Origin of the sequence: Nocardia sp. NPDC051981, assembly GCF_040680715.1 — a bacterium.
Classification (GTDB): Bacteria; Actinomycetota; Actinomycetes; order Mycobacteriales; family Mycobacteriaceae; genus Nocardia.
Window position 1 is genome coordinate 124,518 of sequence record NZ_JBFAXK010000003.1, and the last position, 15,077, is coordinate 139,594.

Sequence of the window (15,077 nt, forward strand, 5' to 3'; positions counted from 1 at the left end):
CCCGCGAAAGTCGCTCAGCCGCTGGTGACCCGGGCCTTGTGCCCGGCCAGTGCCACCACATCGCCCGCATGTAGCTGGCGACCCCGTCGCAGTTCCACCTCGTCGTTGACACGAACCAGACCCTGGGCGATAACCATCTTGGCTTCCGAACCGGAATCGATGAGGTTCGCCAGCTTCAGGAACTGGCCGAGTCGAATGACATCGTCTTCGATCGGGACATCGACTGGATCCGACATGGGGTACATCCTCACCCGCGGCCGTCTCCACACCAAACGCCGCCCCCACCACCAGCCGCCACGCGGCGGCCATGAGACACGAACCAGGTTCTGAGTGCACATGGGCATCGGCAACATTCACACTGGTGCGGTGACTTCGACGCAGGATCGGCCGCCCCACGACTCCGAGCAGAGACCGGAGCCGCGATCGCCAGAGGTGCCACACCGCGGGCACGGCCGGCTGCGCGAGGTGCCGCACGTCGCGGGCACCGCGCTCGGCGTCTTCTCGGTCCTCTGCTTCGCCTGGAGCATCTCGCCCGGGCTGCGGTTCCTGACCTCGCACCTACGCCACTTCGTCGACACCTACTACTTCGACGCCCCCGATACCTCACTGGTGTGGGCGCTGGTGGTGGGCCTGCTGGCGGGCGCCACCGCCAGCCGCAAGCGGATCGCCTGGTGGCTGCTGGTCGGGTACATGGCGGCCTTCGCGCTCGCCAACGCCCTCGACTTCGCCGCCGAAGGCGACATCAATGCCCTGGTGGCGTTGATCATCCACGTCGTGGTCATCGGCGTGCTCATCGCCGCGTGGTCCGAGTTCTACACGCACGTGCAGCGCGGCGCGGTCTGGCGCGCGCTCGGCGTGCTGGCCGGCGGGCTCGCGCTGGGCTGCCTGGTCGGCTGGGGACTGGTCGAACTGTTCCCCGGCAGCCTGCCCGACCACACCGAACGCGCGCTGTGGGCGGTGTCCCGGGTCACCGGCGCGATCCTGGTCTCCAACGAGGACTTCGACGGGCACCCGCCGCACCTGGTCAACCTGCTGCTCGGCCTGTTCGGCGCGATCGCGCTGCTGGCCGCCGTCATCACCCTGTTCCGGTCGCAGCGCTCCTCCAACGCGCTGACCGGGCTGGACGAATCCGCCATTCGCGGGCTCATCGAGCGCTCCGATGTCGAGGACTCGCTCGGCTACTTCGCCACCCGCCGCGACAAGGCGGTCGTCTTCGCACCCAGCGGCAAGGCCGCCGTCACCTACCGCGTCGAACTCGGCGTGTGCCTGGCCTCGGGCGACCCCATCGGGCAGAAGGAGTCCTGGGGCCACGCCATCGACGCCTGGCTGCGGCTGGCCGACCAGTACGGGTGGGCCCCGGCGGTGATGGGCGCCAGCGAGATCGGCGCGACCGCCTACCGGCGGGCCGGACTGTCCGCGCTGCGCCTGGGCGACGAGGCCATCCTCGAAACCCGCAGCTTCTCCCTCGCCGGACCCGATATGAAGCCCGTCCGCCAGGCCGCCAATCGTCTTGCCAAGCAGGGCATCACGGTGCGGGTGCGGCGGCACCGGGAGGTCCCGCCCGAGGAGATGGCCGACGTCATGCGGCGCGCCGACGCCTGGCGCGACACCGAGACCGAACGCGGCTTCTCCATGGCCCTCGACCGGCTCGGGGATCCGCTGGACGGCGACTGCCTGCTGGTCGAGTCCGTCGCCCCCAACGGCCAGGTGCTCGGCATGCTGTCGTTCGTGCCGTGGGGCCGCACCGGCGTCTCCCTCGACCTCATGCGCCGCGACCGCACCGGGCCCAACGGGCTGATGGAACTCATGATCTCGCGGCTCGCCCTCAACTCCGAGCAGTACGGCATCACCCGAATCTCGTTGAACTTCGCGGTCTTCCGCGCGGTCTTCGAGGAGGGCGGCCGCATCGGCGCCGGCCCGGTGCTGCGCCTGTGGCGCGGCGTGCTCATGTTCTTCTCCCGCTGGTACCAGCTGGAGGCGCTCTACCGCTCCAATGTGAAGTACCAGCCGGAATGGGTGCCGCGGTTCTCGATGTTCGAGGAACGCCGGCACCTGCTGCGCGTCGCCACGGCCAGCGCGCTCGCCGAAGGCTTCCTGCCCCGCATCGGCCGCGAACACGACGCCTCCGCGCACACCGGTCTGCGGCCCTCGGTGCCGCCCGCCATGACCGGGCTGCACGCCGACGGCAGCCCGCCCGACCTGCCGCCGGAGGAGCTCGAGGAGCAGGGCCCGCGCCGCCCCGAACAGGTGCGGGTGCGCATGGACAAGCTGGAGAAGCTCCAGGAATCCGGCGTCGAGGCCTACCCGGTCGCCTACCCGCCCACCCACACCGTGTCCGCCGCCCGCGGCTGCCCGCAGGGCACCACGGTGCGACTCTGCGGGCGGCTGTTGCGGATTCGCGACTACGGCGGCGTCATCTTCGCCGTGCTGCGCGACTGGTCCGGCGACATCCAGCTGCTCATCGACCGCGGCCGGGTGGGCGCCGACCGCAGCGAGTCGTTCACCGAATTCTTCGACCTGGGCGATCTGGTCGAGGTGAGCGGGCAGATCGGCCGCAGCCGCCGCGGCGAACTCTCGCTGCTCGCCCAGGACTGGCGGATGATCGGCAAATGCCTGCACCCGCTGCCGGACAAGTGGAAGGGTCTGTCCGACCCGGAAGCCCGCGTGCGGCAACGCTATGTCGACATGGCCATCAACACCGATATCCGCGAGGTGCTGGCGAAGCGCAGCGCGGTGGTGCGGTCCCTGCGAGACACCCTGCACGGCTGGGGATTCCTCGAAGTCGAGACCCCCGTCCTGCAGCAGGTGCACGGCGGCGCCAACGCCACCCCGTTCACCACCCACATCAACGCCTACGACCTCGGCCTGTACCTGCGCATCGCCCCCGAGCTCTACCTCAAGCGACTGTGCGTGGGCGGCATGGAGAAGGTGTTCGAACTCGGCCGCGTCTTCCGCAACGAGGGCGTGGACTACAGCCACAACCCCGAGTTCACCATCCTGGAAGCCTATGAGGCGCACAGCGATTACGAACGCATGATGCACGCCTGCCGCCAGCTCATCCAGGAGGCCGCGGTGGCCGCCAACGGCAAGATGGTGGCGCTGCGCCCCGGACCCGACGGCGCCGTCACCGAGGTGGACATCTCCGGCGACTGGCCGGTCAAGACCGTGCACGGGGCCGTCTCCGAGGCGATCGGCGAGACCATCACCCCGGAGACCGACGAGGAGCGGCTGCGGCTGCTCTGCGAGAAGGCGGGCGTGCCCTTCCAATTGGGCTGGGACGCGGGGCAACTCGTGCTCGAGATGTACGAGCACCTGGTGGAATCGGCCACCGAGGAACCCACCTTCTACATCGATTTCCCCACCTCCGTCTCCCCGCTCACCCGCGCCCACCGGCATATTCCGGGCGTCACCGAGCGCTGGGACCTGGTGGCCTGGGGCGTCGAACTGGGCACCGCCTACAGCGAATTGACCGATCCGGTGGAACAGCGCCGCCGCCTCACCGAACAGTCCATGCTGGCCGCCGGCGGCGACCCGGAGGCGATGGAACTCGACGAGGACTTCCTGCAGGCCCTCGAACACGCCATGCCGCCCACCGGCGGTCTCGGCGTCGGCGTGGACCGGGTGGTCATGCTGCTGATCGGCCGCAGCATCCGCGAAACGCTGCCGTTCCCACTCGTGAAACCCCGCACCGCACAGGCCGAATCCCGATAAGGACCAGGGAGAACCCTGATTCCCCGGACCGGATCCCCGGTTAATCTGGGATTCGGCCCGGGGCGGGCCCACCGGCCACACGGATTGGGGTATCCATGCACTACCTAGATCTCATGACCCAGGCGACCCTGCTGGACCACCACGTGTGGACCCACCCGGACACCTGGAACGCCGCCCTCGAGAACACCGCCGCCCGCCGCACCAGCGGCCGGCGCGGCACCAGCTTCTGGGGCTTCCTCGCGGTCTGCTGCATCGGCATCGTGGTGCTGGTGCTCGGCATCGTCTACCTGATGAGCCGGCGCAAGAACCGCTAGCCCCCGCGGCGCACCGCGGGCGAGGTGCGGCAGAGTGGTGGGCGTGCAGTTGATCCTCGTCCGCCACGCCCAACCGCAACGAGTCCTGGCCGAATCCGGCCACGCCGACCCGGATCTCACCGCGATCGGCCTCGAACAGGCGGGCCGGGTCCCGGCCGCACTCGCCCACCACCGCATCGCCCGCGTGGTCAGCAGCCCGCAACTGCGAGCCCGCGAAACCGCCCGGCCCACCGCGGAGAAGCTCGGACTCGACATCGACATCCTCGACGGGCTCGCCGAGTACGACCGCGACCTGCCGATATACGTCCCGATCGAGGACGCCCAGCAGGAATTCCGGGAAACCTACGCGCGCATCAAGGCCGGGCACCTGCCCGAGCAGATCGACGGCGACGCCTTCATCGGCCGCGTGCACGACAGCATCGCGAGCATCGTGGCGGCCGCCGAGCACACCGACACCGTGGTCGTCTTCGCGCACGGCGGTGTGATCAACGTGCTGCTGCAGGAGGTGCTGGGCCTGGCCCGCCCGCTCACCTTCCCCATCGACTACTGCTCGATCACCCGGATCCTGTACTCGCGCCGCGGCGGCCGCACCGCGGCCACCGTCAACGAGAACGGCCACGTCTGGGACCTGTTGCCGCGCATGCAGAGTCCGCGCCCCTAGACGCTCAGCGGACTCCCAGCCCGATCCCACACCCTTCCAAGGGCCGACGCCTTCGATGGGAATTCGAGAGCCGCTCCCCCGCGGCCCACGATCCCGACAGAAAGGCACCACGATGTCCACCATCAAGCCCCGCCGCCGTCTCGCCCTGCGCCTCGCCGCGGCCGGTGCCCTGGCCGCCATCCCGCTCGTCGTCGTCGCCCTCCCCGCGAATGCCGCGACCCCCGACGACGCCGGCACCCCGGTCGTCGCCCAGCAGATCGACGACCACGGACCCTGGGATCACGACCGTGACGACCACCGCCACGACCACGACAACGACGGCGGCTGGAACAATGGCGGCAACGGCTGGAACAACAACGGCTGGAACAACAACGGCGGCTGGAACAACAACGGCGGCTGGAACAACAACGGCGACAACGGCTGGAACAACAACCCCGCTCCGGCCCCCGCCTGGCTGCCGCCCACCGGCTCCTTCGGCATGTAACCCGGCGACGACCTCATCGGCTCGGACACCGAAAAGGCCGCTCCCAGTGTGGGAGCGGCCTTTTCGGTTTTCGCGGGCCCGGCTCACCGCCGGGCCGTCCGCTACGCGTTGGTCGCGATCCAGTTGTGCATCCAGGTCAGCGCGGTCTGGCCGCCGCCGACGCCGTAGCTGCCGTAGCTGGTGTGCTTGCCGCTGCGGTAGAACTGCTCGAGCTGGTGGGCGTACTCGCTGTCCGGACCGTCGGCCAGCTGGGCCTGCAGCGTCGGCAGACCGCCCTGCGCCATCAGGTCGTTGAGGATGGACCCGAGTTCGAGCTGGGTCTGCCACAGGTTGAAGTTGTTCGGGTTGGACGACTGCGCCAGGAAACCCGCGAAGCGGGTGAGGAAGTCGGTCTCCTCGGTGGAGCAGTACAGGTCGCCGATGGCGCACACGGTGCGCACCTTGTCGCTGACCCAGCCGAAGCCGCCGACCCGCGGCCCGCCCGCACCCGCGCCGGGGGCGATCGGGCCGATCTGGGCGTCGGTGGGCGAGCGGCGCGGATCGGAGATCAGCGCGACCGCCGCGATGCGATCCGGCGGCACCACGCCGTGGCCACTGCCGATCTCGGCGGCGAGATCGCCGGCCGCGTCGGCGCCCTGGCTGTAGCCGGTGATGGCGATCCTGGTGCCCGGGCAGCGCGCGCCCATGTCCTGCACCAGACCGCGGGCATTGTCGACGGCTTCCTTCTTGGAGGCGGCGTAGACGTCACCCTCCCAGGGGAAGGCGGTGGCCGCGTAGGTCACATAGTCGACCTCACCGGGCAATCCGTTGGTCACCCCGGCCAGCATGCCGGGCTTGGGGTCCTTGTCGTGGCCGGTCTCCCAGGTGCCGGGCACGGCGACCGTGTAGAGACTCGGGCAGCCCGCGCCGGGGGCGGCCGCGGCGGGACCGCTGCCCAGGACGATTCCCGACATGAGCACGCTCGCCGCTGCCCCCGCAGCCGCGACAACATTCTTCAACCGCATACTGCTCCAGTTCCCGTTTGTGCCGGGACAGGTTGCGCGTCCCGATTCCGGATCATGGTGCGGTCGCCGGATGACAGTCCGGTGCACTGAGGGTTAACCCAAGTAACCGCCCCGTATGAGTGACTGGAACAGACCGAATGACGAGATCGGCGACACACCGCCGACAAGCATAAAGGGGCCTATTCGACCATGCCAGGCGAGACGCCGAAGACGTCCGATTTCCGGCCGGAAAGTTGTGCCGGAAGCCACATTTCGGACCTCAGTCCTGCAATGCCGCCTCGAGCATCGGCCACGACCGATGCAGCGCGTCCTGCCAGTAGCGCCAGGAATGCGTTCCGGCAGGACTGAATTCGACCTGCGCGGGGATCCCCAACTGGCCGAGGCGATCTGCGAGCTGATGCGTGCACCCATTGGTCGCGGCCTCGATCACGCCACCCAGGATGATCTGGTTGGCCAGCGTCGCCGGACGCCCGCCGATCGAGGGTGAATCGAGGGTGTCCATCGGCCCGGGCAGACCGGTCGAACTCGAGATGAACAGCGCCTTCCCGCGCAAGGCGGCGGCATTGAGCACGGCGTCGTGCCGCTGCCAGTCCGGGTCGCCGGGCTCGCCCCACATATTGCGGGAATCGGCGTCACCACGGTCGAGGACCAGCTGGATGTACCGGCGGCTGTTCTCGTCGGCGGTGGAGGCGCAGCCACTGTAGGAGGCGACCGCCCGGTACCGATCTGGGGCCGCGATGGCCAGATTCAACGCGGAGGTCGCCGACATCGACACGCCCGCCACCGCGTTCGCGCCGGAGGCGTGCAGCGCCGAATCCAGGATCGGCGGCAGTTCCGCGGTCAGAAATGTCTCCCATTTCTGGCGGCCCAGACTGGGGTCGTCTTTCTGCCAGTCGGTGTAATAGGAGAATTTGCCACCGATCGGGGAAACAACATTCACGTTCTTATCCGCGAAGAATTGCACGACATCGGTTTGGCGATACCAGGTCGCGGCATCCTCACCACCGCCCGCGCCATTCAGCAGATACAGCGTGGGCCGCGGCACACTGTTGTCGAACGGGGTAATCACCTGAAGCGTGATCACCCGGTCCATCGCGGCCGAATAGACCGAGATCTCCTCTTGCCGCTGGCCGGGCCGATCGATCGAAACCAGATGCGATCCGGTGGAATCATCCGCCGTGGCCGTACCGATGGTCCCGGGCGCGGACGACAATGCCAGGGAGAGTGCAATTGCCGAGGTCGCGGCGAGCGCCGAGAGCTTACCGGTGAACATCGGTACGGTTTTCCTATCGATCGAATCGGCCCGGAACGGGAATCAGCTGCCGATGTACTTGCGGATCGCGTCCGACAGGATGGTGCTGAGCGAACCGGTCGAGCTGAGCTGGCCGTCGGCCGAGCCGAGGCCATTGTTGTTGAGGCTACCCAGCGCGCTCTCGCCGACGGTGTTGGCGCGGGCGGTGAAGCAGGACGTCAGGTTGGGCAGCTCGTTGCTGACGCCGACCGTGCCCGCGACCCCGATGCCACCGCTGGTGACCTGCTGACCGGGAGAGAGGTTGGTGGGCACCGGGTAGGTGATGGTGTAGGTCACCGGGTTACCCGAGTTCACGAACCAGCCCGTGTTGGTCACCTTCCAGCCGCCGGCGTTCGGCTCCGGGGTCACGCTCTCGGTGCGCTGGCCGAGCGCGGCGTGGTAGGCCGTGATGGTGGCGCTGGTCGGCGCACCGAATCCGGCCGGCGGGTAATCGGTGATGGTGTTGACGTACGGGTTTCCGATGCCCGTGGTGCCGATGACGATCTTGTAGGTCACCGTGGTGCCGACGCCGATGGAGTCGAGGTTGGCGCCCTTGTCGTAGGTCATGGTGATGCCGAGGGTGCTGATGTCATTCTTGGTGGCATGCGAGCTCAGGGCACAGGTCGTATCCGCTGACGCGGCGCCCGTCTCCAGCGTGGTCATGCTCAGGCCCGCGAAAACCATAGCGGCAGAGGTCGCGATCGCGGCCGCACGGCGATTACGGAACATATTTTCCTCCAAGTGTCCCGAGATCCTCCGGGACCGATCCATACTTACCGAGCGCTGCGGACGACTCGGAGGGTGGACTCCACACGGGGAGTAAGTAAACAGGTGTAACTGGTCCCCTGTCCAGGGTTTGACAAAACTGCTCCCAGTTACTGACTAGTACACATTTCAGATCGTTTCCCTGCATAACAAAAAGCGCTCCCGGACCGAAGTCCGGGAGCGCTCTTCAGGGTTTCAGCTCAGCGCTGGATCACCGCTGGGCGACCATGGTCGGGGTGATCGGGGACGGCAGCGCCGTCTCACCCTCCAGGTACTTGTCCACCGCGGACGCGCACGCGCGACCCTCGGCGATGGCCCACACGATCAGCGACTGACCGCGGCCCATGTCACCGGCGACGAAGACACCGGGCACGGTGGTGGCCCAATCCTTGTCGCGCATGACATTTCCGCGCTGGTCGTAGCCCACGCCCAGGCCCTCGAGCAGACCGTTCTTCTGCGGTCCGACGAAGCCCATGGCCAGCAGCACCAGGTCGGCCTCGAGGGTGAAGTCGGTGCCCTCGACCTTCTCGAAGCGGCCGTTGACCATCGACACCTCGTGCGCCTGCAGCCCGGTGACCTTGCCGTCGGCGCCGATGAAACGCTCGGTGTTGACGGAGAACACGCGCTCGCCGCCCTCCTCGTGCGCCGAGGAGACGCGGTACATCAGCGGGTAGGTCGGCCACGGGGTCGAGTCGGCCCGCTGCTCCGGCGGACGCGGCATGATCTCGAACTGGTGGATCGTCTCCGCACCCTGCCGGTGCGAGGTGCCCAGGCAGTCCGCGCCGGTGTCACCGCCACCGATGATGACGACCTTCTTGCCGCGCGCGTTGATGCGCGGCAGGCCGTCCTCGTCGGTGATCGGGTCGCCCAGCTGCACCCGGTTGGCCAGCGGCAGGAACTCCATGGCCTGGTGGATGCCGTCCAGGTCGCGGCCCGGGATCGGCAGGTCACGCGCGATGGTGGCGCCACCGGCGAGCACGACCGCGTCGAACTGCTCACGCAACTGCTGGGCCGTGATGTCCACGCCCACGTTCACGCCGGTCTTGAAGATGGTGCCCTCGGCCTCCATCTGTGCGATGCGGCGGTCGATGAAGCGCTTCTCCATCTTGAATTCCGGGATGCCGTAGCGCAGCAGGCCGCCGATGCGGTCGTCGCGCTCGAACACGGTCACGGTGTGGCCGGCCCGGGTCAGCTGCTGGGCGGCGGCCAGGCCCGCGGGGCCGGAACCGACGACCGCGATGCGCTTGCCGGTCAGGCGGGTCGGGTAGACCGGGGTCACCCAGCCCTCGTCGAAACCGTTCTCGATGATCTCGACCTCGACCTGCTTGATGGTCACCGGATCCTGGTTGATGCCCAGGACGCAGGACGCCTCGCACGGAGCCGGGCACAGGCGGCCGGTGAACTCCGGGAAGTTGTTGGTCGCGTGCAGCCGATCGAACGACTCCTTCCACGCGCCCTTGTACACCAGGTCGTTCCACTCGGGAATCAGGTTCCCGAGCGGACAGCCGTTGTGGCAGAACGGGATACCGCAGTCCATGCAGCGACTGGCCTGCTTCTGCAGAGTCTCGTGGGAGAACTTCTCCTCGTAGACCTCTTTCCAGTCCAGCAGTCGCAGCGGAACCGGACGGCGCTTGGGCAGTTCCCGGGAAGTGTGCTTCAGGAAGCCTTGTGCGTCACCCATTTACGAACTCCTGACTAATGCGCAGCGCGCACGGAACAACGACAGTGGTGCTGCGTTGCACCGCCAGAGTGAGGTCAGCCACGGGCCGCCTCGAATGGATACAGCGCCTCGTCGACGTGAGTGCGAAGTTACCCACGCGCCGCCTCCATGATCGCCTCGTCGACATTCCGGCCGGCCTTCTCGGCCTCGGAGATGGCGAGCAGGACCTTCTTGTAGTCGCGCGGCATGACCTTCGCGAACTTCGTGACCTGCTGCGACCAGTCGCCCAGGATCTTGTCGGCGACAGCGGATCCGGTCTCGTCGCGGTGCTGGACCACGATGTCGTGCAGCATCTGCGCGTCCTCGGCCGACAGCTGCTCGAGGTCGACCAGCTCGGTGTTGAGGTTGGCCTCGAAGGTGCCGTTCGGGTTGTAGACGTAGGCGATACCGCCCGACATGCCGGCGCCGAAGTTGCGGCCGGTCTCGCCGAGGATGACCACGCGGCCACCGGTCATGTACTCGCAGGCGTGGTCGCCCACACCCTCGACGACCGCGGTGGCGCCCGAGTTGCGGACGGCGAAGCGCTCGCCGGCCACACCGCGCAGGAACGCCTGGCCGCTGGTGGCGCCGAACAGGATCACGTTGCCCGCGATGATGTTCTGCTCCGCGACGAACGCCTCCGGCACGTCATCGGACGGGCGCACCGTGATGCGGCCACCCGAAAGACCCTTGCCGACATAGTCGTTGGCGTCGCCGACCACCCGCAGGGTGATACCGGCCGGGACGAACGCACCGAACGAGTTACCGGCGGAACCGGTGAACGTGATGTCGATGGTGTTGTCCGGCAGGCCGACTCCGCCGTAGAGCTTGGTGACCTCGTGGCCGAGCATGGTGCCGACGGTCCGGTTCACGTTCGTGATCTTGGATTCGAACTTGACCGGCTTGCCGCGCTCCAGCGCGTCCGCGGACTGCGCGATGAGCTCGTTGTCCAGCGCCTTGTCCAGACCGTGGTCCTGGTCCTTGGTGCGGCGGCGGTCCTGGAACATGAACGCCGTCTCGACATCGTCCAGGATCGGCGACAGGTCCAGCTTGGCGGCCTTCCAGTGCGCCTTGGCGGCGGTGGTGTCGAGCAGGTCGACCCGGCCGATGGCCTCGTCCAGGGTCCGCAGACCCAGCGACGCCAGCAGCTCCCGCACCTCTTCGGCGATGTAGAGCATGAAGTTCTCGACGAACTCCGGCTTGCCGGTGAAACGCTCACGGAGAACCGGGTTCTGGGTGGCGACGCCGACCGGGCAGGTGTCGAGGTGGCAGACGCGCATCATGATGCAGCCCGAGACCACCAGCGGAGCGGTCGCGAAACCGTACTCCTCGGCGCCCAGCAGCGCGGCGATCATGACGTCGCGGCCGGTCTTCATCTGACCGTCCACCTGCACCACGATGCGGTCGCGCAGACCGTTGAGCAGCAGCGTCTGCTGGGTTTCGGCCAGGCCGAGCTCCCAGGGGCCGCCCGCGTGCTTCAGGGAGGTCAGCGGCGAGGCGCCGGTGCCACCGTCGTGGCCGGAGATGAGCACCACGTCCGCGTGCGCCTTGGAGACACCCGCGGCGACGGTGCCGACGCCCGGCTCCGCGACCAGCTTCACGTGAATCCGCGCCTGCGGGTTCGCGTTCTTCAGGTCGTGGATCAGCTGCGCCAGATCCTCGATCGAGTAGATGTCGTGGTGCGGCGGCGGCGAGATCAGGCCGACGCCCGGCGTCGAGTGCCGGACCTCGGCGACCCACGGGTACACCTTGTGGGCCGGCAGCTGGCCGCCCTCACCGGGCTTCGCGCCCTGCGCCATCTTGATCTGGATGTCGGTGCAGTTGGTCAGGTAGTGCGCGGTCACACCGAAGCGGCCCGAGGCCACCTGCTTGATCGCGGACCGGCGCCAATCGCCGCCCTCCTCCGGCTCGAAGCGCGCCGGGTGCTCGCCGCCCTCACCGGAGTTGGAGCGGCCGCCGAGGCGGTTCATGGCGATGGCCAGGGTCTCGTGCGCTTCGGCCGAGATGGAGCCGTAGCTCATCGCACCGGTCGAGAAGCGCTTCACGATCTCCGACGCCGGCTCGACCTCGTCGATCGAGATCGGGTGCCGGTGCTCGGACTTGAACTTGAACAGACCACGCAGCGAGGCGAGACGCTCCGACTGGTCGTCGACCAGCTTCGTGTACTCCTTGAAGACCTTGTACTGGCCCGAGCGGGTGGCGTGCTGCAGCTTGAACACCGTGTCCGGGTTGAACAGGTGGTACTCGCCCTCACGACGCCACTGGTACTCGCCGCCGACCTCGAGCTCGCGGTGCGCGCGCTCGTTGCGGTTCTCCAGGAACGCGACCCGGTGCCGCTGTGCGACCTCGTCCGCGATGTCGTCCAGGCCGATGCCGTCCAGCGGCGACTTCAGACCGGTGAAGTACTCGTTCACCAGCTCCTGCGCCAGGCCGACGACCTGGAACAGCTGCGCGCCACGGTAGGAGGCGATGGTGGAGATGCCCATCTTGGACATCACCTTCAGCACGCCCTTGCCGGCCGCCTTGTTGTAGTTGTAGACGGCCTTCTTGTAGTCGGCCGCGAGATCGCCGGTGCTGCCCGGCATCTGCAGCGCGCCGCGCTCGAGCATGTCCTCGATGGACTCGAAGGCCATGTACGGGTTGATGGCCGCCGCGCCGAAACCGACCAGCATGGCCATGTGGTGCACCTCGCGGGCGTCACCGGCCTCGATGACCAGGCCGACCTTGGTGCGGGTGCGTTCCCGGACCAGGTGGTGGTGCACCGCGGCGGTCAGCAGCAGCGACGGGATCGGGGCCAGCTTCTCGTTGGACTCGCGGTCGGACAGCACGATGATGCGCGCGCCGCCGTCGATGGCCGCCGAGACCTGACGCTGCACGGCCTCGAGGGCCTTGCGCAGCCCCTTGCCACCCTTCTTGACCGGGTACAGGCCGTGGACCACCACGGACCGCAGGTGCGGGCGCGAACCGTCGTCGTTGATGTGGACCAGCTTGGACAGCTCGTCGTTGTCCAAGATCGGCTGGGTCAGGGTGATCTGGCCGCAGGACTCCGGTCCCGGGTTCAGCAGGTCGGCCTCCGGGCCGATCATGCTGCGCAGCGAGGTCACGACCTCTTCGCGGATGGCGTCCAGCGGCGGGTTGGTGACCTGCGCGAACAGCTGCGAGAAGTAGTCGAACAGCAGGCGCGGCCGCGCCGACAGCACCGCGATCGGGGTGTCGGTGCCCATCGAGCCGAGCGCCTCGCCACCGGTCTGCGCCATCGGCGAGACCAGCAGGTTCAGTTCCTCGGTGGTGTAGCCGAAGATCTGCTGACGGATCAGCACGCGGTCGTGCGACATGTGCACGTGCGGGCGGTCGGGCAGATCGCTCAGCTTGGTCGGGCCCTCGTCCAGCCACTGCTGGTACGGGAACTCGGCGGCCAGCGACGACTTGACCTCGTCGTCACTGATGATGCGGCCCTGCGAGGTGTCGACCAGGAACATGTGGCCGGGCTGCAGGCGCTTCTTGTAGACGACCTTGGCCGGGTCGATATCGAGCACGCCGACCTCGGAGGCCAGCACGACCAGGCCGTCCTCGGTGACCCAGATGCGGCCGGGGCGCAGACCGTTGCGGTCCAGCACCGCGCCGACGACCGTGCCGTCGGTGAAACACACCGAGGCCGGGCCGTCCCAGGGCTCCATGAGGAAGGAGTGGTAGCGGTAGAAGGCGCGCTGCTCCGGGGTCATGGACTCGTGGCGCTCCCACGCCTCCGGAATCATCATGAGCACGGCGTGCGGCAGGCTGCGGCCGCCCAGGTGCAGCAGTTCGAGCACCTCGTCGAAGCGCGCGGTGTCCGAGGCGCCGGGGGTGCAGACCGGGAAGATCTTCTCCAGGCGGTTGTTGCCGGCGTGGTCGGTGCCGAACACGTTGGAGTTCAGCAGCGCCTCACGCGCCCGCATCCAGTTCTCGTTGCCGGAGACGGTATTGATCTCACCGTTGTGGGCGACGCGCCGGAACGGGTGCGCCAGCGGCCACGACGGGAAGGTGTTGGTGGAGAAGCGCGAGTGCACGATGCCCAGCGCCGACTCGACCCGGTCGTCCTGCAGGTCCAGATAGAACGCCCGCAGCTGCGGGGTGGTGAACATGCCCTTGTAGACGAAGGTCTCGCCGGACAGGCTCGGGAAGTAGACCGACTCCTTGCCGGTCGCGCCCTCGCCGGCACCCGACCGGCCGAGCTCGTGCTCGATGCGCTTGCGGATGACGTAGGCGCGACGCTCCAGATCCATGCCGGACAGCTGCTCGGCGCCGCCCTTGGGCGAGGCGATGAAGATCTGCCGGAAGGTCGGCATGGCGTCACGCGACAGCGCGCCCAGCGACGAGCCGTCGATCGGGACCTCGCGCCAGCCGAGGACCTCGAGGCCCTCCTCGCGCACGATCTTCTCGACGCCGTACCCGGCGCGGGCGGCCTCGCGGCGGGCCTGCGGCAGGAAAGCGATACCGGTGGCGTACGAACCTTCGGCGGGGAGCTCGAAGTCGACGACAGCACGGAAGAACTTGTCCGGGAGCTGGATCAGGATGCCCGCGCCGTCACCCGAGTTGGGTTCGGCACCGGCGGCACCACGGTGCTCCAGGTTCAGCAATGCCGTAATAGCCTTGTCGACGATGTCGCGGCTGCGGCGGCCGTGCATGTCGACGGCGAATGCGACACCACAGGCGTCGTGTTCATTCGCCGGGTCATAGAGCCCGATGGGTCCAGGGGACCTGTGGCCGGGAAGTTGCGTCATGCCTCTGCCTTCACAAAAAACAGGCCTTCGAAGAATGCGGCCTTCGTCGAACGCCTCCGGTCTGGACTGCGTCCGGACGTTCGGAGACCAGCGGCGCTGATGGTCACTCCGTGCAGTCAACTTTGCAGTTGTCCACCCGCTTCGATTACCTAGTCGGGTGCTCGGTGGTAACGGAACCCTTACGTCTTCGCTACACACCGCGCAGGTCTCGCCCGCTAGGCTGAGCACCGATCGGGCCTCTGACCGTATGGGGAGATATGCCGAATTGTGTAGTTCGGCGTAAGAGCAAACGATAAGTCAGGACTTGAGCCCAACCAACTTAGGTTGCACTAATTCCAGGTTCTAGCTGGGCTTCTTCATCGGTCCTCCAACACACGCGCGTTCTCCA

General features: G+C 67.8%; 10 protein-coding genes. 4 read left to right on the forward strand and 6 right to left on the reverse strand.

Annotated elements, in window-relative coordinates; translation table 11 throughout:
• Positions 1-14: 14 nt before the first annotated feature.
• Positions 15-236, reverse strand: a complete 222-nt coding sequence (locus AB0L60_RS07660) for an RNA-binding S4 domain-containing protein (RefSeq protein WP_364608891.1) — start codon at positions 234-236, stop codon at positions 15-17.
• A 196-nt stretch (positions 237-432) separates the two neighbouring features.
• On the opposite strand from AB0L60_RS07660, the gene lysX reads away from it, so the two are divergent.
• The 4 genes from lysX (at position 433) to AB0L60_RS07680 (ending at position 5,170) form a co-directional block, all read left to right on the forward strand.
• Positions 433-3,711: a bifunctional lysylphosphatidylglycerol synthetase/lysine--tRNA ligase LysX gene (lysX, locus tag AB0L60_RS07665; protein ID WP_364609711.1), complete on the forward strand. Its 3,279-nt coding sequence runs from the start codon at positions 433-435 to the stop codon at positions 3,709-3,711.
• A 95-nt stretch (positions 3,712-3,806) separates the two neighbouring features.
• Entirely contained in the window at positions 3,807-4,025 is a 219-nt protein-coding gene (locus tag AB0L60_RS07670) for a hypothetical protein (RefSeq protein ID WP_364608894.1), read from the forward strand.
• A gap of 43 nt (positions 4,026-4,068) precedes the next feature.
• Positions 4,069-4,686, forward strand: coding sequence for a histidine phosphatase family protein (locus AB0L60_RS07675; RefSeq protein ID WP_364608897.1), 618 nt, complete (start codon positions 4,069-4,071; stop codon positions 4,684-4,686).
• 112 nt (positions 4,687-4,798) lie between these two features.
• Positions 4,799-5,170 (forward strand): hypothetical protein, encoded by a 372-nt coding sequence (locus AB0L60_RS07680; RefSeq protein ID WP_364608900.1) that lies wholly within the window; start codon positions 4,799-4,801, stop codon positions 5,168-5,170.
• A gap of 101 nt (positions 5,171-5,271) precedes the next feature.
• Here AB0L60_RS07680 and AB0L60_RS07685 read toward each other — a convergent pair whose 3' ends face one another.
• The 5 genes from AB0L60_RS07685 to gltB all read right to left on the reverse strand — a co-directional run bounded on the left by AB0L60_RS07685 (position 5,272) and on the right by gltB (position 14,689).
• Complete coding sequence (locus AB0L60_RS07685; RefSeq protein WP_364608903.1) at positions 5,272-6,174, reverse strand: cutinase family protein; 903 nt, start codon at positions 6,172-6,174, stop codon at positions 5,272-5,274.
• A 259-nt stretch (positions 6,175-6,433) separates the two neighbouring features.
• On the reverse strand, positions 6,434-7,447 hold the full coding sequence (locus AB0L60_RS07690) for an alpha/beta hydrolase family protein (RefSeq protein ID WP_364608906.1): 1,014 nt from the start codon (positions 7,445-7,447) through the stop codon (positions 6,434-6,436).
• A 42-nt stretch (positions 7,448-7,489) separates the two neighbouring features.
• Positions 7,490-8,194: a hypothetical protein gene (locus AB0L60_RS07695; protein ID WP_364608909.1), complete on the reverse strand. Its 705-nt coding sequence runs from the start codon at positions 8,192-8,194 to the stop codon at positions 7,490-7,492.
• A 247-nt stretch (positions 8,195-8,441) separates the two neighbouring features.
• The gene (locus AB0L60_RS07700; RefSeq protein ID WP_364608912.1) at positions 8,442-9,911 is read right to left on the reverse strand and encodes a glutamate synthase subunit beta; all 1,470 of its coding nucleotides are present in this window, start codon (positions 9,909-9,911) and stop codon (positions 8,442-8,444) included.
• A 128-nt stretch (positions 9,912-10,039) separates the two neighbouring features.
• Positions 10,040-14,689, reverse strand: coding sequence for a glutamate synthase large subunit (gltB, locus tag AB0L60_RS07705; protein WP_364608915.1), 4,650 nt, complete (start codon positions 14,687-14,689; stop codon positions 10,040-10,042).
• Between the last annotated feature and the right edge of the window lie 388 nt (positions 14,690-15,077).

Coding starts and splice junctions, on each gene's coding strand:
- AB0L60_RS07660 (WP_364608891.1), bottom strand. CDS start 236: ATGTCGGATCCAGTCGATGTCCCGATCGAAGACGATGTCATTCGACTC.
- AB0L60_RS07670 (WP_364608894.1), top strand. CDS start 3,807: ATGCACTACCTAGATCTCATGACCCAGGCGACCCTGCTGGACCACCAC.
- AB0L60_RS07680 (WP_364608900.1), top strand. CDS start 4,799: ATGTCCACCATCAAGCCCCGCCGCCGTCTCGCCCTGCGCCTCGCCGCG.
- AB0L60_RS07685 (WP_364608903.1), bottom strand. CDS start 6,174: ATGCGGTTGAAGAATGTTGTCGCGGCTGCGGGGGCAGCGGCGAGCGTG.
- AB0L60_RS07690 (WP_364608906.1), bottom strand. CDS start 7,447: ATGTTCACCGGTAAGCTCTCGGCGCTCGCCGCGACCTCGGCAATTGCA.
- AB0L60_RS07695 (WP_364608909.1), bottom strand. CDS start 8,194: ATGTTCCGTAATCGCCGTGCGGCCGCGATCGCGACCTCTGCCGCTATG.
- AB0L60_RS07700 (WP_364608912.1), bottom strand. CDS start 9,911: ATGGGTGACGCACAAGGCTTCCTGAAGCACACTTCCCGGGAACTGCCC.
- gltB (WP_364608915.1), bottom strand. CDS start 14,689: ATGACGCAACTTCCCGGCCACAGGTCCCCTGGACCCATCGGGCTCTAT.